Origin of the sequence: Parabacteroides sp. 20_3, assembly GCF_964238835.1 — a bacterium.
Taxonomy (GTDB): Bacteria; Bacteroidota; Bacteroidia; order Bacteroidales; family Tannerellaceae; genus Parabacteroides; species Parabacteroides distasonis.
Genome location: NZ_CAXSNO010000008.1, coordinates 180,050 through 203,395, shown reverse-complemented (window position 1 = coordinate 203,395; position 23,346 = coordinate 180,050). Strand labels below are relative to the sequence as shown.

Annotated in this window: 13 protein-coding genes; 4 read left to right on the top strand and 9 right to left on the bottom strand. The window is 43.5% G+C overall.

Features of this window, described 5'->3' with window-relative positions:
- The first annotated feature begins 227 nt into the window (after nt 1–227).
- Nucleotides 228–1,220, top strand: coding sequence for a sugar phosphate isomerase/epimerase (locus ACESPU_RS16835; RefSeq protein ID WP_005859698.1), 993 nt, complete (start codon nt 228–230; stop codon nt 1,218–1,220).
- 173 nt (nt 1,221–1,393) lie between these two features.
- Here the strand turns inward: ACESPU_RS16835 and ACESPU_RS16830 are convergent, their stop codons facing one another.
- The 9 genes from ACESPU_RS16830 to ACESPU_RS16790 all read right to left on the bottom strand — a co-directional run bounded on the left by ACESPU_RS16830 (nt 1,394) and on the right by ACESPU_RS16790 (nt 14,159).
- Complete coding sequence (locus ACESPU_RS16830) at nt 1,394–3,703, bottom strand: TonB-dependent receptor (protein ID WP_008772879.1); 2,310 nt, start codon at nt 3,701–3,703, stop codon at nt 1,394–1,396.
- Between the two features lie 46 nt (nt 3,704–3,749).
- A complete protein-coding gene (locus tag ACESPU_RS16825) occupies nt 3,750–4,100 on the bottom strand; it encodes a hypothetical protein (RefSeq protein ID WP_005867403.1) in 351 nt (116 codons plus the stop codon).
- Nucleotides 4,101–4,184: 84 nt separating this feature from the next.
- Nucleotides 4,185–5,738, bottom strand: a complete 1,554-nt coding sequence (gene ahpF / locus ACESPU_RS16820) for an alkyl hydroperoxide reductase subunit F (RefSeq protein ID WP_217775686.1) — start codon at nt 5,736–5,738, stop codon at nt 4,185–4,187.
- Between the two features lie 19 nt (nt 5,739–5,757).
- Nucleotides 5,758–6,324 (bottom strand): alkyl hydroperoxide reductase subunit C, encoded by a 567-nt coding sequence (gene ahpC / locus ACESPU_RS16815; protein WP_005867400.1) that lies wholly within the window; start codon nt 6,322–6,324, stop codon nt 5,758–5,760.
- A 220-nt stretch (nt 6,325–6,544) separates the two neighbouring features.
- Complete coding sequence (gene eno, locus ACESPU_RS16810) at nt 6,545–7,825, bottom strand: phosphopyruvate hydratase (protein WP_005867398.1); 1,281 nt, start codon at nt 7,823–7,825, stop codon at nt 6,545–6,547.
- A 107-nt stretch (nt 7,826–7,932) separates the two neighbouring features.
- Nucleotides 7,933–8,523 carry a Crp/Fnr family transcriptional regulator gene (locus tag ACESPU_RS16805; RefSeq protein ID WP_373133541.1) on the bottom strand — a complete coding sequence of 197 codons (591 nt, stop codon included), beginning with the start codon at nt 8,521–8,523 and terminating at the stop codon, nt 7,933–7,935.
- Between the two features lie 186 nt (nt 8,524–8,709).
- On the bottom strand, nt 8,710–9,444 hold the full coding sequence (gene pflA, locus ACESPU_RS16800) for a pyruvate formate-lyase-activating protein (protein ID WP_005867396.1): 735 nt from the start codon (nt 9,442–9,444) through the stop codon (nt 8,710–8,712).
- Nucleotides 9,445–11,685 carry a formate C-acetyltransferase gene (gene pflB / locus ACESPU_RS16795; protein ID WP_008772883.1) on the bottom strand — a complete coding sequence of 747 codons (2,241 nt, stop codon included), beginning with the start codon at nt 11,683–11,685 and terminating at the stop codon, nt 9,445–9,447.
- Between the two features lie 170 nt (nt 11,686–11,855).
- Entirely contained in the window at nt 11,856–14,159 is a 2,304-nt protein-coding gene (locus tag ACESPU_RS16790; protein WP_008777749.1) for an ATP-binding protein, read from the bottom strand.
- A gap of 156 nt (nt 14,160–14,315) precedes the next feature.
- Here ACESPU_RS16790 and ACESPU_RS16785 point away from each other — a divergent pair, with 156 nt between their 5' ends.
- The 3 genes from ACESPU_RS16785 (at nt 14,316) to ACESPU_RS16775 (ending at nt 23,246) form a co-directional block, all read left to right on the top strand.
- A complete protein-coding gene (locus ACESPU_RS16785; RefSeq protein WP_039848532.1) occupies nt 14,316–18,356 on the top strand; it encodes a hybrid sensor histidine kinase/response regulator transcription factor in 4,041 nt (1,346 codons plus the stop codon).
- A 202-nt stretch (nt 18,357–18,558) separates the two neighbouring features.
- A complete protein-coding gene (locus tag ACESPU_RS16780; RefSeq protein ID WP_009016819.1) occupies nt 18,559–21,621 on the top strand; it encodes a TonB-dependent receptor in 3,063 nt (1,020 codons plus the stop codon).
- A gap of 29 nt (nt 21,622–21,650) precedes the next feature.
- Nucleotides 21,651–23,246 (top strand): RagB/SusD family nutrient uptake outer membrane protein, encoded by a 1,596-nt coding sequence (locus ACESPU_RS16775; RefSeq protein ID WP_005867390.1) that lies wholly within the window; start codon nt 21,651–21,653, stop codon nt 23,244–23,246.
- The last annotated feature ends 100 nt before the right edge of the window (nt 23,247–23,346 follow it).

Sequence of the window (23,346 nt, the reverse complement as noted above, 5' to 3'; positions counted from 1 at the left end):
TACCTAAGAATGGGTAAAATCACATTAAAAATCCACGGAGGTATACCAAACAATCCCCTTATTCAGGTAATTGGATGTATGGAGTAAGTTCGTAAAATTGAGTTATGTCAAATTTTAAATCTATTTAAACCCAATCGCAAGTTTTTGAGAGACATTTTCTTAATAAACTTCAAAAAGGTTAACTATATTTGCGAGAAACAGATGTTTAATTTTAATTCTTTATCACCATGACAGACAGAAGAACATTTTTGAGAAACATTTCATTACTTACTTTAGGGGGCATAGCCAGCCAAAAAGTAATGGCTTCAAATCCCACCAGATCCATACCCGCCACGGATGCGATATCCTCGGCAACCGCCGGGAAAAAGATGGGATTGCAAACCTATTCGCTCGGACAGGAGTTACTGCAAGATATGCCTAACGGATTGAACCGATTGGCAAAAGCGGGATATACCGATCTGGAGATTTTCGGATATAGGGAAGACACTGGTAAATTCGGTGATTATAATCCTAAAAATACGACATTCATCGCCTCCAAGGATTATAAGAAAATGGTGGATGATGCCGGTTTGAGAATCAGTAGCTCACACCTGACCCCTTCTCTTCGTGAGTACACGAAAGAGAATATGCCCAAATTCGACGAGTTCTGGAAAAAGGCAACCGATATCCATGCCGAGCTAGGTGTTAGTTGTATGGTACAACCGAGTTTACCCCGTATCGAAAACGAGGATGACGCCAAAGTAGTATCGGAGATCTTCAACCGTGCCGGAGAGATCACGAAGAAAGCCGGAATCCTATGGGGTTACCATAATCATAGCAATGAGTTCAAACGGGTATTGAAAGCCGGCGAGAAACCGGAACAGAACCCGAATCCGTGGGCACCTCCTAAAGGTACTTATATCGAGGAGTTATTCCTAAAAAATACCGATCCGGATAAGGTTATGTTCGAGTTGGATGTATATTGGGCCGTTATGGGGCAGCAAGATCCCGTGGAATGGATGGAGAATTATCCGAATCGTTTTAAGTTATTGCACATCAAGGATCGTTGGATCATCGGTGATTCCGGTATGATGAATTTCCCGAATATATTCAAGAAAGCGTACGAGATCGGTATCCTCGGCTACTACGTGGAACTGGAAGGCGACAAGAAAGGCCGTACCCAGTTCGAGGGCGTAGAGAAGAGCGCCGCTTATTTGCAAGCCGCTCCGTTCGTTAAATAAAACATCCCGATTTATCCCATAAAAAAGACAGTGTTTCCGTAGGGCGATCATATGCTTGGGAACACTGTCTTTTTGTTTATTTTGCCTTCAAAAAAACACGTACGTCTTTTTTCGGAAACACGTACGTGTTTTTCACGAAACACGTACATGTTTTTTCAAAGGGCATTACATGATTAAAAGCTCATCTTTACACCGGCAAAATAACTTCTCGGGCTAGCCGGGCCATAGATATAGGAGGAATCCCGGTTCTTACCTTGGTCAAAGTCGGATTGGTAAGCGTTGAACAGATTCTGCACGCCCCCATTTACTTCTAGTTTCAGCTCTTTGTAAAGCGGGAACTCATACGCAAGCTTGATATTCATATCAAAGAAATCCGGAGTCTCCACCGCCTTATCCAAAGGTATATATCCCGCCAAATGCTGCACCAACATACTTCCCGTATAGGTTCCCGACAGGGAAGCCGTGAAACGTTTGAAAGGCGTGAGAGTAGCCGTAAAATAACCATAGATATCCGGCGTACGGAACATCTTTGTCTCGGCTGGCACATTCTCGTCATCGCTCCATTTCTCGGCCTCTTTATAACGGCTTCGCTGGAAAGTAGCGCCCGCTTGCAAAGATAGCCATGAAGTTAACACCGACTTTCCTTCCAAGGTTAATCCCATCACTTTCGCCCCGGAACCGTTACGACGTTCCTTAATCAGATTGCCTTGCTCATCTTTCCCAATATCTTCCAAGACAAACACATCACTTAAGCTGGTGTAAAAACCTTCCACCAAGAAGTTCAACTGGATACCATTCTTAAAACGATGGTAAAAATCGACCGAAGCACTCAAGCTCTGCGATTTCTCCTCGGATAAATCTTTCGCACGCTGGATCATAGCGACCTCTCCGCCGACCGCCGAGATATGCATATCCTCATCGAACGCTTGCGGGGCACGGAAACCACTGGAATAACTAGCCCGGATATTGATATCTTCCGTCGGGTTAAAACGGATATTCGCACGAGGGCTGAATATTACATGATCCATCATATTATGTTTATCCAAACGACCGCCAATCAAGAAGCTCCATCGCTTATTTTTCCACTCATTCTGCAAAAATGCGCTCTCGATATGCACCTTCTGATTCGTAAAGCGATTATACCCGATCATCTCGTCTTTCAAATGATCGAAACTATACTCCAAACCGGCAGTCAAATCCGATGGCATAAATAAGAATTTATCAAAACTATAAGCATATTGCGTACCGGCCATAACCGTCAGGTCCGTAGTCTTGCCGTAAGCGTTCGGATCTTGGTTCGTCCCGTAATAACTATCCCGGTCTGTATTCTGGGCAGAAGTGAAAACACTCCATTTATGTTTGTAATCCTTGGAGAAAAGATCGAATTTCAGACCTCCTCCATCAATCGAATGCTCCAACTGTTCGGCGATATCCGCTTCATGAGGCGGACGATCCAACAGATTTCCTCCCCTGCGGTATTCATTCATATGATGATACTCGAATGTCAATTTACTATAAGTACTCGTTTTCAGGTACGAACGGAAACCAACCGTTTGATTCTTCAATTTAGGCAACTCCGTAAAACCATCTCCATCCTGATCAAAACCGGAACGATGACGGTTCTGGCCAAAAAGATATAAGCCCGCTTTCCCATTTTCCGATACCAAAGAGGCATTTAGGGTCGTATTATTATCGAAAGCGGATGTCCCACCGATCGAGGTTAACGTATGCGACAATTCCCCGGAATTTCTCAAGGGCTCCTTCGTGATGATATTAATTGTCCCGGCGATAGCGGACGAGCCGAACAGTGCCGATCCCCCTCCTCGCATCACCTCTACCCGCTCGATCATATTCGCCGGTATTTGCTCAAGCCCATATACGCCGGATAAAGCGCTGAATATGGGACGTGAATCAATCAGTATTTGGGTATAAGGTCCGTCTAATCCATTGATCCGGACTTGCTGGAAACCGCAATTCTGGCAATTCGTCTCTACCCGTACACCCGGTTGGAAATTTAGTCCCTGTGCCAAATTCACCGCATTGGTCGTAGTAAAAACCTTCGCATCCAATACATTCACTAATGTGGGAGCCAACCGGCGGGAAGTTTCCGCACGATTCGCAGATACCACCACGCCATCCAAGGCGATCTGGTCTTCTTCCAGTTCTACATTAATCTCTAAGGTTTTTCCTTTCTTTAGGGTCACTTCTTTAGAGATAGTCTTATACCCGAGCGCTTTATATTCTAGCGTAAATTTACCTTCCGGCAGATTCTTCAGGAAATAATGTCCCGAGTTATCGGTGGTCGTACCGATCGTGGTACCTTTTAACAATACGTTGATAAAGGGAAGATGTTCCCCTGTTTTCTTATCCAATACATGTCCGAAAACATTTGCGTCTGAGTCGTTTAGACGGTCCTCTCCCGTGGCCTGAGCTACCGTTAGGGCACAGCACAGGCATAGTATAAAGATGAAAAATTTATTCATTTTAATTTATTCTGATAAGTAATACAATGTTATTAATCTCACAATATCAGAATATGGGAGGAGCCCGAAGCGTACGTCTTCCCCGGAAGGGAACGATATAGTCCGGATAGACCGGAGCGAAAGATAAGTTACGGATAAAGGAATAAAAAGCCGCCAGCAGAATAGCGACGAAAGCCGCACCTGTTATCTGCAAGACAGATAACTGATGAAGCAACTGAAACTCGGCGTAGCCATGTTCATGGTCCGGACGACCATCGTCCGTTTTATGATACGGGTGAGAATGGACGATCGTTACCCCGTTGACAATATGAACGTGGGTAAACGCGATAATACATCCCAAATAGGCTATGAACAGCGCAGGGAGTAATATCCTCAGATATTTTCTTAATCTATCCATCTCTTTTCTCTCGATCGCAAATATAGTAATATAACCGATAAAAGAGATACGCTGTTCAAAAATTACCTATTTGTAGGTATTTCATCAACCGAGTACACCACGTACCCGATCTTCAAAGGCCGAAAGGGCCGCTTTGGCGCCTTCTCCCATAGAAATAATGATTTGCTTAAAGGGTACGGTGGAAACGTCGCCCGCTGCATAAATACCCGGGACATTCGTCCGGCAATGTGCGTCAATCACGATCTCACCGGGACGATTTGTTTCGACAATCTCCTTAAAGACACCACTATTAGCGGCTAAGCCGATTTGAACAAAAATACCGTCTAAATGAATAACACGCTCTTCCCCTGTCTTACGATCCTTTGTACGGATACCGGTTACCTTGTCGCCATTTCCAACCACCTCGGTTGTTTGTGAACGAACAAAGATCTCGACATTCGGCAAACTCTTCGCTTTCTCTTGCAAGACTTGATCCGCTTTTAACTCATCCATAAACTCCAAAACGGTTACTTTCGAACAGATCCCCGCCAAATCAATAGCCGCCTCGATACCGGAATTTCCACCGCCAACTACGGCGACATGTTTTCCCTTATAAAACGGACCGTCGCAATGAGGACAAAAAGCCACTCCACGTCCTATATACTCTGTCTCACCCGGTACATTCAATTTACGCCAGCTAGCGCCCGTAGCGACAATAACCGCCGGAGCCTTGAATATCTCACCTCCAGCCGTAGACAAAACCTTCTCGTTTCCTTCTATCGTAACCTTCTCTATACGACGATGCTCCAGCAGGTCAATCGGATATTGCCGCATATGCAAGCGCAGATTGTCAGCCAACTGGGTACCTGTTGTCTCCGGAACTGAAATCAGATTCTCAATTCCTACCGTCTCCTTCACCTGCCCGCCGATACGCTCCGCCACGACAGCGACACTCAGCCCCTTTCGTGCGGAATAAATAGCGGAAGAAGCACCAGCCGGCCCTCCACCGACCACAACCACGTCATATCGTTTTACCGTCTTCTCTGTCAGGCTCTCATTGATTCCATACTGAGCTTCCAGCTTCGATAACAATTCACCGAATTCCCCACGTCCTACATGGATCAGTTTTCCATCCGCAAAGACAGAGGGGACGCCTTGTATCTTCAAGGCATCAACTTCCGCCTGATTGATAGCCCCATCTACCATCTCATGATGGATCTGAGGATTTAAAGTCGTCATAGCGTTTAATGCCTGTACCACATCCGGGCAATTCGTACAAGTCAAAGAGACATAGGTCGTCAGATGTATCGGGCCATTCAAGGCTTTAACACGATTACAAATACTCTCGTCCGGAAAATTCTTGCCTTTCCCATCTGAATTCAAGATCGCCAACAGCAAGGAAGTAAACTCGTGTCCATTAGGTACTCCACGAAACTTAATCCCCGTTTTCGCTCCATCCTTTAATAAAATGAATTCCAATCCCTCCCCATCAGATACCTGCATAGATATTTTATCCGAACAAGAGGCAACATCACCTAATAAATCCAACAATTCCTGTCTACTTTCATGCGCATGAGAGATCGATATATCAAAGGTATAATTCGCATTTAACCCTGCGAATATACCTTTTAATTGTTCTTTTAATATTGATTCTAACACGATCTATACTCTTAATTATTTAGATTTTCCCTACCAAGTCAATGCTAGGTTTCAAGGTAGCCTCCCCTTTCTTCCATTTAGCGGGACAAACCTCACCATCATGTGAAGCGACAAACTGAGCGGCTTCAACTTTACGAAGTAACTCGGAAGCGTCACGACCGATATTGTTATCATGAATCTCGGCCACTTTGATCTTTCCTTCCGGATTTACCAAGAAAGTGCCACGGTATGCCATACCCTCTTCCTCAATCATCACACCAAACGCACGACTCAGTGCTCCAGTGGGATCCGCCAACATCGGATATTGGATCTTACGGATAGTCTCGGAAGCGTCATGCCAAGCTTTATGTACAAAATGAGAGTCTGTACTTACAGAGTAAATTTCTACTCCCATTGATTTAAACTGCTCATACTTTTCAGCCATATCGACCAACTCTGTTGGACAAACAAATGTAAAATCGGCCGGGTAGAAGAAAAAGATAGCCCACTTACCCAAGACGTCCTCGTTGGTTACAGTCTTGAAATTACCATTTTGAAAAGCTTGTACTTTAAACTCCGGAAGTTGAGAATTAATAATCGGTTCCATACTTGTTTCTATTTTTAAATGAATACTATTTGTTTTTATTTCCGATACAAAAATATAACATATTTCTTCATTAAAACAATTTTCCTAATCGATATATTTTATGAGGTTATAGATAATACTTTATCAATCAATAAAAAGGGCCTATCCTCACGGATAAGCCCTTCAATATCTTGGGTTTTGGATTACTACATAATTAGCGATTATAATTTACTTTATATACTTAATTGATTCTTTTGTATCCGTATACGGCACGGTCTCCCAATTCCTCCTCGATACGAAGCAGCTGGTTATATTTAGCCATACGGTCCGAACGACTTAATGATCCCGTCTTGATCTGTCCGCTATTGGTAGCGACAGCGATATCGGCGATCGTAGCGTCTTCCGTCTCACCGGAACGGTGTGAAGTAACGGTCGTGTATCCATGACGGTGAGCCATCTCGATAGCGTTCAGTGTCTCCGTCAAGGAACCGATCTGATTTACCTTGATCAAGATTGAGTTACCGCAACCTTCTTTAATACCCCTTGAAAGGAACTCTACATTTGTCACGAACAAATCATCTCCGACTAATTGGCAATGGTTACCGATACGATCTGTCAGTTTCTTCCAACCAGCCCAATCATTCTCACTCATACCATCCTCAATGGAATCGATTGGGTATTCGTTGATCAGCTTTTCCAGATAATCCACTTGTTCGTCGGAAGTACGTTTCACTCCTTTTTCTCCTTCAAACTTCGTGTAATCGTAGATTCCATCCTTATAAAACTCAGAAGAAGCGCAATCCATACCGATCATCACATCCTTGCCCGGTTCATAACCAGCCGCCTTGATAGCGGCGATAATTGAGTTCAAGGCATCTTCCGTACCTTCCAAATTCGGGGCGAAACCACCCTCATCACCAACAGCGGTACTTAACCCACGATCGTGCAATACCTTTTTCAACGCATGGAATACCTCAGCGCCCATACGTAAGCCTTCCTTGAAAGAAGCGGCACCTACCGGACGAATCATAAACTCTTGGAAAGCGATCGGAGCGTCGCTATGCGAACCGCCATTGATTATATTCATCATCGGAACAGGCATCACGTAGGTATTCGTTCCACCAATATATCTATATAAAGGAATATCCAAATAATTTGCGGCAGCTTTCGCTACAGCTAAAGAAACGCCAAGGATAGCGTTCGCACCTAGTTTCGATTTAGTTTTCGTACCGTCCAAAGCCAACATCGCATGATCGATACCTATCTGATCCAAGGCAGACATCCCCTTCAATGCCGGAGCGATAATCGTATTGATATTCTCAACCGCTTTCAATACGCCTTTACCACCATAACGCTTCTTGTCGCCATCACGCAACTCCAAAGCCTCGTTCTCGCCGGTGGACGCACCGGAAGGCACAGACGCACGGCCCATAACGCCGGACTCTAGTAAAATATCAACCTCTACTGTCGGGTTACCTCTTGAATCTAGGATCTCACGTCCTGTAATCTTTTCTATTTTCATTGCTTCTACGTTTTTTAAACTGACGCAAATATAGATGGATTACTAGAACCGTGAAATCACCACAAATTGCTATTTTCGCCTCAATAATACCTGAATGTAGGTAGAGGCTACAACACTCCCGCCCGCACCCGGCTCAAAGATTCGGGTGTCATCAATAAATACGAGGCGATATGATTGACAGAAGCACGTTTCGCTGCTTCCGGATATTCCTGTTGAAAACGCAGATAACGTTTTCTTGCCGACTCAAAACGCCAAGAGTCCGCTTTCTCTTGCGAAAGCATCAAAGCCCACTCCAGTATTTTCTGGCACAATCTATTAATAGCTAAAGATGTTTTCAATAAATCGCTAAATTCCGAAAAAGAGATCCGGTGATAAACCGTCGGTTCCAATGCCTCGATTAATAAACGCGTCGGTTCTCTTTGGAATGTGCTGGCTATACAAATAACGATATTTCCCTCACAGGAGAAATGCTCGGTAATATCACGTTTATTCTTATAGTAAAACTGGCGTAATAATCCCGATTCCACATAATATAAATATTTAGATATTTGTCCGTTATCCAACAATAATTTTCCTTTCGCAGCCTTACTTGATTCTATGATCGAGGCCAGAGAATCCAAATCCGCATCGGGTAATGGATAAAAACGTTTGGATATCATTTCGGCTATTTCTTGTGGTGTCTTCATACTATTCATCATTTTCTGATCTATATCATTTTTTATCTCCTTACAAAAATAGATATTTGTTGCATATAACAAAACAAACACATATTAAATAGTCAAGGTTAGTCTAGGCAAAAAATTATTACTATCGTTTAAAAGCTAATCGGATTAGATTGTTTTCCCTGATTAGCTGTTGCATAATCGCAAGGCTTGATCGAGAGATCAGGCCTTGTTATTTTCTGGTTTGTAGCGAGAGAATATCGCTTTCGCATTATCTAAACGTTCTTTTGATAAGGGTTCCACCCCCTTTAACGGATAATCGAGGCCTAATTGCTCATATTTATAGGTTCCCATCGTATGATAAGGCAATAATTCCACTTTGCGAACCACTTTATATGAACTGACATACCGAGCTAACGCCTCCAGCCACTCGTCATTATCCGTATATCCGGGGACAATAACATGGCGAATCCAAGTATCTATGCCACGTCTCTCCAATTCATCCAAGAACAGAAGCGTATTATCCTGCTTGACACCCGCCAGTAACGGATGTAAATCCGGGTTTAAGGTTTTGATGTCCAATAACACTAAGTCCGCATAATCCAAGACTTCCCAAGCTTTTGAGGTACATACGAAACCAGATGTGTCCAAAGCTGTGTGAAGACCTTGCTCTTGGCACAAACGGAAAAACTCTTTCAGAAACTCAGGTTGCAATAAAGGTTCCCCACCGGTAACAGTCACCCCCCCACGGGCGATAAAACTCTTATACCGTAAGACTTCCGTCAATAGCTCGCCGGGAGTCATCTGATATTTCACCTTCCCTTTCGGGTTCCAAGTATCCGGGTTATGGCAATACAGGCAACGCAACGGGCAGCCCTGCATAAAAACGACAAAGCGAATTCCGGGACCATCTACGGTCCCGAAACTCTCTAATGAATGTATCTTACCTTTTATCACTTACAGTGAATGGTTAATGGTTCTTGAAATAACATCCAACTGTTGTTCACGAGTCAGTTTCACGAAGTTTACCGCATATCCGGATACACGGATCGTAAGTTGCGGATATTTCTCGGGATGTTCCATAGCGTCGATCAACAAATCCTTATCAAATACGTTAACATTCAGATGCTGACCTCCATCCGGAGTAAAATAGCCATCCAATAAGCTAACCAGATTATTGATCTGCACTTCACGCTCCTTTCCCAACGTAGCCGGAGAAACAGCGAAAGTATAAGAGATACCGTCGTGCGCATGCTGGAATGGAAGCTTCGCTACCGAAGCTAGCGCAGCGATAGCACCTTTCGTATCACGACCGTTCATAGGGTTCGCGCCCGGAGCGAAAGGAGTTCCACCGATACGGCCATCCGGTGTCGTACCAGTCTTCTTACCATATACCACATTAGAGGTGATCGTAAGGATGGACTGCGTAGGTTTCGCATGGCGATAGGTCTCGTGCTGACGCAAATATTCCATGAACTTCTCGGTGATCTCTACAGCGATACTATCCGTACGATCGTCGTTATTACCGAAAGGAACATATTCGCCCTCACGTTCGAAATCAACCGCCAAGCCACGCTCGTCACGGATCACACGTACTTTCGTATCACGGATAGCAGCCAACGAATCGGCAACGATAGAAAGACCGGCGATACCTGTCGCACGGATACGCTCTACATCCCCATCGTGAAGCGACATCTCGAATGCCTCATATGCGTATTTATCATGCATATAATGGATTATCTTCAAGGCGTTCACATACACTTTCGCCAACCAGCGCATCATTTGCTCATACTTAGCCATCACCTCATCGTATTCCAGATACTCGCCGCGAACCGGCTCGAACATCGGGGCTACCTGTACGCCGCTGCGCTCATCCCGTCCTCCGTTGATCGCATATAATAAACATTTCGCCAAATTCGCACGGGCTCCGAAGAACTGCATCTGCTTACCGATCTTCATAGGAGAAACGCAACAAGCGATACCATAATCATCTCCATAATCCGGACGCATCAAATCGTCGTTCTCATATTGGATAGCCGACGTATCGATAGAGACCTTGGCACAGAAACGTTTCCAGTTCTCGGGAGCGTTCTTAAACCACAGAACCGTCAAATTGGGTTCTGGTGCCGGACCTAGATTATATAATGTATGGAGATAACGATAGGAAGTTCTTGTTACCAAAGAACGGCCATCCACTCCTTGGCCGCCCAAGGACTCTGTTACCCAAACCGGATCACCGGAGAACAAATCATTGTATTCCGGCGTACGTAAGAAACGAACGATACGCAACTTGATGATCAGCTGGTCTACCAATTCTTGCGCCTCCTCTTCGGTCAACTTACCCTCACGGATGTCTTTCTCGATATAAATATCCAAAAACGTAGAAGTACGTCCGATAGACATCGCCGCGCCATCTTGGTCTTTTACCGCCGCCAGATAAGCTAAGTACACAAACTGAACTGCCTCACGAGCGTTTTGTGCCGGACGAGTCACATCAAAGCCATAGCTAGCGCACATTTTCTCGAACGCTTTCAAAGCCTTGATCTGTTCGGAAATCTCCTCACGGCTCTGGATGATCTCTTCCGTGATCTCTTGGATATCCAAACGATTCAAGAAACGCTTTTTCTCCTCGATCAAGATTGCCGTACCATATAAAGCGACACGACGATAGTCACCAATAATACGTCCTCTACCATACGCGTCGGGCAGACCGGTGATAATAGCCGAACGACGTGCGGCAATCATCTCTTCCGTATATGCGGAGAAAACACCCTCGTTATGCGTCTTACGATACTTCGTGAAGATCTCTTTCGTCATCGGGTCCAAATGATAACCATAAGCTTCCAAGCTATTCTCAACCATACGGATACCGCCCTTCGGGAAGATACCACGTTTCAGCGGAGCATCGGTTTGTAACCCAACGATTACCTCATTCTCCTTATCAATATAGCCCGGGCCATATACATCGATCCCTTGAGGTAATTTTGTCTCGGCGTCATAAACTCCCTTTTCCCTCTCGACCTTAAACATCTCGGTCAGCTTGTTCCAGACCTTACGGGTCTTCTCGGAAGAAGCGACTAAAAAGGAATCATCCCCTTCATAAGGCGTATAGTTACTCTGGATAAAATCTCTTACATTGATCTCTCTTTTCCAGGTCTCACCCTTAAAGTGATCCCAGCACTCATTCTCAAATTTCATAAACAATCTTATCTAATACCACATTTTTACCGCCGCAAAGGTAGGAGAATTATCGTCATATTTCTGTCACATATGCTACACCAGTTCTAAAATCCCTATAAATTGCGATAAAAAAGCTTCTCATCCTTCACTATTTTAAAAGGACATTACCAATAAATGGGGAGTCAGACCTAAGGGCGAAGAGGCAACCATGCCCAAAAAGTAGATCCGACACCAAGTTTTGAAGTAAAGCCCACTTCTCCCCCTGCCGCTTCTACGATAGCTCTGGAGATCGTCAAGCCAAGTCCGGTACCCTGCGAGAACTCATTCAATTTCTCAAAACGGGTAAATACTTTGTCATGCAAATCATCCGGTATACCGATTCCCGTATCCTCAACATAGATACGAAGACCTTTCCTTTCAATGCCATATCCCATTTTAATATATCCGGATTTGGTGCATTTTACCGCATTAGTGAGGAAATTCATCCATACTTGCTTAAGCCGGTTTCTATCCAGAAGTACCCAGCACTCCGAGTTGGGACCATCTAAACGTAACTCGACATTCGGATTTGTCATCTTCGCCTGAATCGTAACAAATAACTCATTACAAACCTTAGCCAGATTGAAATTCTCCTTCCTACGTTCAATTATGCCTGACTCTATCTTGGAAAGATCAAGGATATCGTTGATCAATCGCAATAACAACTCATTATTGGATTGGATGATATTTATATATTCTTTTTTTTCTTCCGGATCATCACAAGTTACCATTAACTCTGAAAAACCAACAATAGCGTTTAACGGGGTACGTATCTCGTGACTCATATTAGCGAGAAACGCAGACTTGAGACGATCCGAAAGTTCCGCTTTCTCCTTTAATTCCTTCAATTGCTGAATCATCTTCTCCCACTTCGTATTATTGATCGTAATACCGGTATAGCGAGTCACATGGCCTTCTTTATCTCTTTCAACCTGGATTCCAGTAACCAATAAGGTCTGCCACTCGTCATCCCATTTGGTTTTGGAACGATATTTAACGTTGAAATCTTTATCTATGCCCCGGAACATATGCTCCATATATTTCCGCACAAAAACCACATCATCCGGATGTGTAGCGTTCAAATAATCCTCGGGAGTGATTGTCTTTTCCGAATAAAAATCATTAATAGGATCATTAAAAGCACTGAATTTCAGGCTTTTTACATCAAAATCCCAATACGACATACCAACCGTCTTGAAAGAAAGCTCTATCTTGTAATTTCTTTCTTTAAGTTCCCGATTCAATTGCTGGATCTTAGGAATGTTTTGCCTGAATCCCGTATAGCGTATTATATCTCCATTTTCATCTTGATCGAAAGGGACACCCATAAAATCACAATACTGCCAAGTCTCATCATACTTGGTTTGTATGCGACAGGTAAAATTGATGGTGACATTCTTTCCAGCTATCAGGGATTGCATTGCGTCGTAAAAAACAGACCGGTCCTCGGGGTATATAACATCCATATACTCCGAAACGGTCAATAACCGATCTGAAACGTAATCGTTGATCGGATCATTATAAGATTCGAATTTCTGGGAATTTACATCAAAATCCCAATGAACAATATTACTGACTTTCATGGCCAGATCACGTTTTGCGATCAGATCCTGCGCTTTCTTGGCCATTTGCAACCTTTCGGTTATATCCATTTGTGTCCCGATGATCTGCAATTTTCCACGATGTTCTGTCGATAGGCGCATCCGGCTCTCATAATAACGATACATCTCTTCTTGCTCGTTATAGAAACGCAAAGTCATTTGTCCTTGTTCTATCTCATTTCCTATCAATTGAGAGAAGAGCCGGATTAACGGAGCTCGATCTTGGGGATGCAAAATATCCAGTACCGCCTCCATTGGCATATTTTTTTTGGCTACGGTTAGTCCATATAATGGATTAAAAACCTTTTTATTCACATCATATACCCAAGAAGCCATATTAGCCGCTTTCATGGCCATCTCCAGATTTTTCTTGCTTTCTTCCGTACGGAATTCCACCTCTTTCACGGAAGTCATATCATTTGCGAGTAATATATGTCCGATAAGATGTTTTTTTCTACTCCATATCGGGATAACTTTAACCCCATAGATCATCGTGTCTTTATTATAGGAAGAATAATATGCATCCTTATTAACCCGATCAAAATCATACTCAAACTCCAAGGAAATATCTTCACCCGATTGTATCCGAGCTAAAAGTTCTGAATCAACAAATGGACTTTTGTAAAGATTGACTATATTCACCACCGATGTCCGGTCGTCCACACCATACATCCTCAACGCATGGTCGTTTATACTACGCAGCACACCATGTGCGTCATAAATTTCAATACCCACCGGCAGACAAGCATATATACTCTCCGTAAATAAACGCTGTTCTTCTATTAATTTAGAAATTTCTTTCTCTATTATCACATCGTCATTTTCTTGAGAATTCTCTTCACATTGTTCCATCTGTCACTTACTTTATTTCGTATTATCATAGGTCAGACATTCTAATTTATACGAAAGCCCTGCTTTTTGCAAAAGTAAACAAAAAAGTGAATTCTTTTCTGTTCGTTCATAAAGATATTATCTTTGCGCTGAAAACAAACACTAAATCTTAAATACATGAGATTCACAAGGCTTATTCTAGCGTTAACCAGTTTCCTTATATTGATCACGCAAACAGACCTATTTGCCTCAACCGTATTGCATAAAACTTCTATGGTTGATCTCTCAAATAACGCTATTATTTGCATGCATCAAGATCCGGATGGCTATTTGTGGATCGGGACTTACGACGGACTTAACTTATACAACGGAAAAGATACGTATGTATATCGTTTCGAATTAAATAACAAAAACTCTCTTTGTAGTAATATCATTCACAAAATATCCGACGCAGAACCCGGCTTTTTATGGATATCAACCTCTTTAGGTATCAATAAATTCTCACTAAAAGAACGGAAAGTCACCGAGTCTTTCCCCGGATACATGGAATGCGATCTATTAGCGTCCGATTCATCCGGCATCACGCTCGCTATTTGTAAGGAAAACAGGATCTCTTGCTACACCCCATCTAGCGATGGGTTCCGGGACCTGCCGAGAGAAGGAGTAGGCCCTCAAACCGTACGTACCTTATTCGCCGGGACGGACGGACATTTTTATTTATTATTAGCCTCGGGCATACTGAAAAAGTTGACTCCGGATTTCTCCGATACTACTTTTAATTTGCTATCGGAAGAACGCCAATTCCATAATAAACCGATCTTATCCGCATTTTACGAGAATAATCATATTTTCATAGTAGATACCGACAATAAATTATATCGACAGCATGTAGACGGAAAGGGGAAAGAATTCCTGTTCGATCTGCCTGAAATGACAAAACAATATGGTAACATCATCAAGATATGCACCTTCCAATCCAATGTGTATATCGTTTTCCGTAACGGCAATATTCTAGACCTAAGCCAACCGGAAAACACGATAAATATGGGCATCGGTATCTTTTGCCTAATGAACGATAAAAGGCAGGAGATTCTCTGGTTGGGAACAGACGGGCAAGGTATACGGATGTTTTATGACAAACCCGATCTTTTCGGCTCTATCTTACTCAAGGATTTACCGATTAATATACAGAACCCCATACGTTCTTTATATACAGATGACGATCAATCCCTTTGGCTCGGGACAAAAGGAGACGGTATTGTCCGGATACAAGCGTATGACACTTACCATAACAAAAAGATGATCCCACAAAGCGCTATCACGCATTTTACCACCGCCGACGGCCTATCCAGCAACCGTGTGTATTGCTTCCAAAAAAGCGAGTACCATCCATGTATCTGGATTGGCACGGAAGGCCCGGGACTGACCTATTATTCGTATAAAGAGAAACGAATAAAAACGATACCGCAACGAGAAGACACCACCCCTCTACGCTATGTCCACTCTATTTGCGAGGTAGATGATTCCACATTATGGCTAGCGACAACGGGTAACGGATTGCAAAAGGTTACCTTACATATAGATAAAGCCGTACCTACAATCGGGAAGGTACAAACCTTCCCGTTAAAAAACGGAAAGAACATCTGTAAAGAAATCCAATCGATGGTATATGACAACGACTCTACCCTGTTCCTCGGGAGCCGTGGCGGTTACGGAGTCATTCGTTTCAATATTTTCAATCAAGGATATGAATTCCTGCAAACCAACAATTTAAGAAACCCGGCCATTGGAGATGTGCTTTCCGTATGCCAGACCGAAGATTCCACGTTTTATGCAGGCGCCAGCTCCGGTCTCACCCGGATTAAATTCAGAGGGGGAAAGATGCGTTTACGCCAATTCGATAAAAGCGACGGGATCGTAAACGACATGATCCATGGTATCCATGAGGGGAACGATAGCTGTATCTGGCTTAGTACCAATAAAGGTCTCACCAAATATAATCCCCGGAACAACTTTTTCCATAATTATCATCAGCCTTACTTTAGCGTCACGGAATTCTCTGATGACGCTTATTGGAAATGCCCATACTCCGAGCGTTTATTCTTTGGAGGCATCAACGGATTAGTCTGGGTAAATAAACAAACGGAGCCGGAGCATACCTATCAACCCGAATTAAGTTTCTTCGAGTTGCAAATGGATAAACAAATCCTTCCATTATATAAGGACATCAGCCGGAACGGTGTAACGGTTCCGGCTGATGTGCAATCGTTAACGATTGCGTTCGTCGCTCCGGATTACATCAACGGGGAGAATTACGAGTATTCGTATCAGTTGGTCAACTATAATTCCTCTTGGGAAAAATTGCAAAAGACAAACAAGGTAACTTTCATGAACCTACCGTACGGGGAATATTTGCTGAAAGTCCGTTATCGCAACGATGTCATTGATTCGTCAGCAAAAGAATACACTCTACCTATCAAGGTATTACCTCCTATTTATCTAAGCTCGTTAGCCATTTTCACGTATCTTTTTATCGGTACAGTTTTGCTCATCATCGCCACCTATCGTATCCATCACCAAATACTAAAGAAACAGAAGCAGATCGCAGACAAGATCAAGGAGGAGCAAAAAGAGAAGCTATACGAGTCCAAGCTGAATTTCTTTACCCACATTACGCATGAGCTATGCACCCCGCTTACCTTGATCAATGGCGTGGAGAATTATATCCAAGCCTATGCCGCCACCTCAAAAGACAAGACATTAGAAAAATACACTTCAGTCCTCCGGGAAAATGTAGAGGAACTGAACGGACTTATCCAAGAAATCCTTGATTTCCGAAAAGCGGAAGACGCAGGATTCAGTCATACGCACATCCGGAGAGTATCCGTATCCTCTCTTTTGCGAACTCAATTCGAATGGTTTTACCCACTATCCGAGCAACACCAAATCCAATTCAAGATCGATGCTCCCAAAGAGCTTTATTGGAATACGGATTCCGTCTATTTCAAGAAGATCCTAGCAAATCTGATTTCCAACGCATTTAAGTATACGGAAGACGGGGGCACGGTTCGTATCTCCTTACATGAGGAGGAGAACTTCCTCGTCCTTAAAGTTTACAACACCGGCAAAGGAATCGAGGAGGCAGACATGCAAAATATTTTCGACCGATATCGTATCCTTGGCACGATGGATAACGATGATAACAGGCAAAATACGACACGGAATGGCCTCGGCTTATTTATCTGTCACAGCCTCGTACAATCCTTAGGTGGTAAAATCGACATAGAGAGTGAGGTCGGCCAATATGCTGAATTTACAGTTACCTTACCTTTTGGCATCGTAGAGGAGACCTCAGACAACACGATAGACGAAGAGATTCCCGTATCGCTTCCTTCCCCAAACACGGATATACAAGAGCCGCAAATCTCACATACGGCACAAAAAGAGACGGAAGATAAACCGATGATACTCGTTATCGACGATCATAAAGACATCGTCTGGTTAATCACGGAAACCCTCTCTTCCGAATATCAGGTTCAAGAAGCTTATAATGCGGAAAAGGCTCTGGAATTCCTCAAACAATACACTCCGTCCCTTATCATCACCGATATCATGATGCCTAATATGGACGGATTAGAATTGATCTCGCTTATCAAAGAAAATAAATATACCCGCCATATCCCGCTTATTATCATCTCTGCTAAAATATCAGACCAAGAGCAAGCGGCAGGACTTAATATCGGAGCGGATGCCTATCTAACCAAGCCTTTCTCGCCAACAGTTCTCCTATCCGTCGTGAATCGATTGATGACTAACCAAAGAGAATTAAAAGAGTATTTCTATTCTCCGGAAAGTGCTTATCAATATACGGAAGGGCAATTATTACATCAAGAAGACAAGGAATTCCTTGACACCGTAACCTCTATCATCAAAGAAAATGTCAGCAAGGAAGGACTCGGTCCCGAGCTGGTAGCGGACGCATTGAATATAAACACTCGCATCTTATATCGTCGTTTCAAGAAAATATCTACTATGACGCCGAGTGATTTTATAAAGGATTATAGGTTAAACTATGCAGCGCAATTACTCGTGAATACCAACATGAGCGTTCAGGAAATTATTTATAATGTAGGAATTTCTAACAAATCATACTTCTATAGGGAATTTGCCCGTAAATATAACATGACACCTAAGGAATACCGCACAAAAGAGGCATAAATCATTGATTCCTAAATAGTGTCATAATCTACCAAAAGAGTATCATAATCTGCTATATGCATTTCATGACACTTCTTTGGCATTTCAAAGCACTCTTCAATTCGTTAAGACCTATTAATATTGCTGTCGAATAGCAAAGCAAACCGCTTGTGTGTATTCTTCCTTCGGGAAGCACATTATTAACTTTTAATTTAATGTTTTTATGGAAAAAAAGAGTGAAGGTAAGACGAGGAAATGCCTGACTTTATTAGGTGGACGAACCTCTTTGTTACTTTGTTTATCTTTAATGTTTCAGTCCTCTTATGCGGCCGGAGATTCTACTGTTCCTGAAATGGGAAACATGGAGATTCATCAGATCGCACAGCAAAGTTCAACCATTAAAGGTGTAGTAAAAGACCAAAAGGGTGAACCTCTGATTGGCGTTAGTATTGTTGTGAAAGGAACCACGAACGGAACAGCTTCGGACTTTGACGGAAATTTCACCTTGGATGTGCCGGATAACAGCACATTGGTATTTTCCTTCATCGGCTTCAAACCCCAAGAAGTTCGTTATACCGGGCAAAAAACATTGAACATAGTCTTAGCTGAAGACTCTGAGACACTAGACGAGGTAGTAGTCGTTGGCTACGGTTCCCAAAAGAAAGGTGAGATCACCTCATCCGTTACCAGCGTGAAAGCATCCGACTTTAACAAGGCACCGGTAGTGAACCCGATGCAATTGGTGGAAGGACGTGTAGCTGGTCTGACTGTATCACGTGGTAGCACCGACCCGAATGGCGAGGTAAAAGTACAGATGCGTGGTGCCTCATCTCTGAAAGGTAGCAATGAGCCTCTCGTTATTATTGACGGTATGCCGGGTAATATGACTTCTTTGAACGCTATCGCACCCGAGGATATCGAGGCGATCGACGTATTGAAAGACGGTTCCGCAGCCGCTATCTACGGAACCCGGGGTAATAACGGTGTGATCATCGTCTCCACGAGACGTCCGCAAGCCGGAACTACTCAAGTGGATTACTCAGGATATATCATGCACGAGGCGGTTTATAAACGACCGGAAATCTTAAATGGAGACGAGTTCGTCGCTTATGGCAAAGAAACTAACAACGCCAATATCCGCGACTTTGGTGGACGGGATAACCATTACGACGCTTTATTGAATAAGAGTAATTTCACCCATGTACACAACTTGACCGCTACAGGTGGTAATGGTAAGACAAACTATCGCGCTTCTTTAAATTACAAAAAGAATGATGGTATGATCCGTAACACCAGCCGTGAAACGATCAATGGCTCTATCGCCGTGAACCACCGTGCGTTTGATGATAAACTACAGCTTTCTTTCAATCTAGCAAACTCTTTCGTGAAAGTGGACGCAGTTTCCGATGATGTGGATAAGGTAGGAGATATCCCTAATTACGGCATATTATACCAGGCTATCCGTATCAACCCGACGATGCCTATTTATAAGGAAGACGGCTCCTTCTGGGAAACTTACAGCGGTTACGAAGATTTCAACCCGGTAGCCCGCATATACCAGCGTACCAAGAAAAAGGAATTCAAGAATTTATTGGCGAACTTCAAGGCTCAATATGAGATTATCCCCGGTTTGACAGCCGCCGCTTTCTTCGCTATGGAGAAGAACGATGCGTTAACTAACGATTATAGTATGCGTGAGGAATATAGCCAACATAAAGACGGTACAAACGGACGCGCCAAAAAAGAATATTATCAGAATACCAACCGTACCACTGAATGGACAGCAAACTACAATACTTCCATCAACGGCGTACACAATATTACCGGTTTGCTGGGATACAGTTACCAAGATTTTGAATACGAGCAATTCAGCGCCGAGAACAAGAACTTCTTGACGGACGTATTCGGTACCAATAACCTAGAAGCCGGCGGTTACCTAAAAGATGGTAAGGCCGAGATGAAGAGTAAAAAAGAGACCAGCAAACTGATCGCCTTCTTCGCCCGCGCCAACTATAATTACGACGGTAAATACATGGCCAGCGCCTCTATCCGCCGTGAAGGTTCCACGAAGTTCGGAGCGAACAACAAATGGGCTTGGTTCCCCTCTGTCAGCGCAGGCTGGATGATCTCTCGTGAGGACTTCATGGAGAGCCAAGAAGTGTTCGACGTATTGAAATTCCGTGCCGGTTTCGGTATCACGGGTAGTTTGCCTACCGATCCGTATATGTCTCTCGCTACCTACGGTACAGGCGCTGGAGCTTGGAACGCTTACACCGGTTCATGGCTAACCGCCACTTACGGTCCGAATATCAACCCGAATCCAGATTTGAAATGGGAGAAGAATGAATCCTTGAACGTAGGTTTCGACTTCGGCTTGCTAGGTGGACGCCTAAATGGTACGATCGATTGGTATAGTCGTACGACTCGCGACTTGATCAGTAGCTACAATGCCCAACAGCCATCTTTGATCTACAACACGATCACCACCAACGTAGGCACGATGAGAAATAGAGGTATAGAATTAGCATTAAACGCAGAGGTCGTAAAGACTAAGGATTTCTCTTACACGGCTAATTTCACGTTCTCATACGAGAATAATAAATTGACATCTTTGTCTAACGACGTGTACAAATCTTCTTACGAAGATCAATATGACCTGCCCTCTCCGGGTAACCCGGGCAAGGCCTACCGCCTACAAGAAGGACAGCCGATCGCATCATTCTTCGGTTATGTATGCGATGGCATCAACCCGGACGGAACTTGGAATCTTCGCGACATAGACGGAAAGGAAGGTCTGTCTGACGCTGACCGTACCTTTATCGGTAACGGTTTGCCAAAATTCAAGGCTGGTTTGCAGAACACGTTTACCTATAAGAACTTTGACTTCAGCTTCTTCCTGCGCGGTATGTTTGATTATGACGTATTGAACGAGGGTGCTATTTATTTCGGAACGACTGTCAATATCGATCAGTCTGGCACAAACGTATATAAGGATGCCTTGAAGAACAAGGTAACAGAGCAACCATTGTTCTCTTCTTATTATCTAGAGAAAGGGAACTTCTTGAAGATCGATAACGTGACACTAGGTTATACATTCAACTTCAAAAATAATAAATATGTGCGCAACTTACGTATTTATGGTAATGTCACCAATCTTGCGACTATTACAGGATACTCAGGTTTAACCCCTGACGTAAACGTAACAGGACTACAAGCAGGTATAGAGAAGCGCGGATCTTATCCCACCACCCGTACCTTCACGTTTGGCGTTAATTTTGGATTCTAATTAAGTAACAATAGATTTAAGACAATACAATGAAAGCTTTAAAAAATATATGCGCAATTTCATTATTGCTGGGAGCTACCGCATTTACCTCTTGTACGGACCTGACAGAGGAAATACATAGCTCGGTAATCGCTGAAAATTACTACAACAATGCAGGCGAGGTAATGGCCGCCATGATGCGTCCATGGGGGCACTTCTGTGGAACCATGCAAGTAGCCCAATCGCCTTGGTCATGTAACGAGTTATCTTCCGACGGTGCCGCATGGCCTCAAAAAGGTCGCCACGGCTATGACAATGGAGACTGGATTCGCCTACACCGCCATCAATGGATTCCTACGGATGGTCAAGTAGTGGATGCTTGGAAAAAATTATTTGAAGGTATCGGATATGCTAACAACTTCCTTACAGATACAGAGAATATAGATTTTGAAGCACTCCAAGTTCCAATGTCTAAAGCACAAGCACAAGCGGAGATGCGTGTATATCGCGCTTACTGTTATTGGTATGTGATGGATATGTTCGGTACGGCTCCAATTTGCGAGAAAATCGGTGAAATCAATCCTTCCTCCAAATCTCGCGCAGAGTTATTCGCTTGGATCGAAAAAGAGTTAAACGAGAGTATTCCTTCTTTGTCAGAGAGTAAAACAGAGACCTACGGACGTGTATCCAAATGGGGGGCTTACGCATTATTGGCTCGTCTCTATTTGAATGCGGAAATTTATACTGGACAAGCACGCTGGGATGATTGTATCGCTGCTTGCGATGAATTAGCTAAGGGAGGTTTCGCATTGGATAAGAAGTGGAATGACACTTTCCGTGCGGATAACGACAAGCGATCTACCGAGATCATCTGGTCAATCGTGTATGATGAAGTATATGCCAAAGGAATGGGCTGGTATCAACGTTGGTTGCATTACGCACACCAAACTGGCTGGGATTTGCAATCCGGGCCTTGGAACGGTCTGGTGACACAACCTACCTTCTATGACTCATTTGCTGATAACGACTTGAGAAAGGTGGAAGGCTTCTTGATCGGTAAGCAATATCCTCGCAAAGTGGATGAAAACGGTAATTACTACTACGACACGACCGCAGAGCCTTTGAAAGGTTCAGAGGAGTACAATGGGCAGGATTTGGTATTCGTAAACTACATTAAGTCCATGACCGAGGGCGAAGAAAACAGCGGCGCTCGCTCTATCAAGTATGAGATCCAACCGGGTACTACCGGCGATATGAACAACGACTGGGTGATGTTCCGTTATTCCGAGGTTATCTATAACAAAGCGGAGGCCTTGATGCGTAAGAACGGGGGCAAAGCAACGCAAGAAGTGGTAGATATGATCAACAGCGTTCGTCAACGTTCTTTCAAGGCAGAGGATTGGGAGAAAGCGAAATATACGACCGCTACTCTGACCATGGATGAGTTCTTGGCCGAAAAAGGTAGAGAGTTTGCATTCGAAGGAATCCGCCGTACAGACTTGGTTCGTTTCAACAAGTTCGTAACCACTTCTTGGTGGGACAAGACTGCATCCAACGAACCAAAGCGTAATATCTTCCCTATTCCGCAAAGACAATTGGATGCTAACGCAAACTTATCTCCGAACGAGGCTAACTCATTGTTCTAAATATCAACTAAGTATAGTAGAAATCCATTATTAACAAATTAGCACTTGACAATGATAGAGGACTACTATACTTATTGATCTGAAAATATAAAAGGTTACC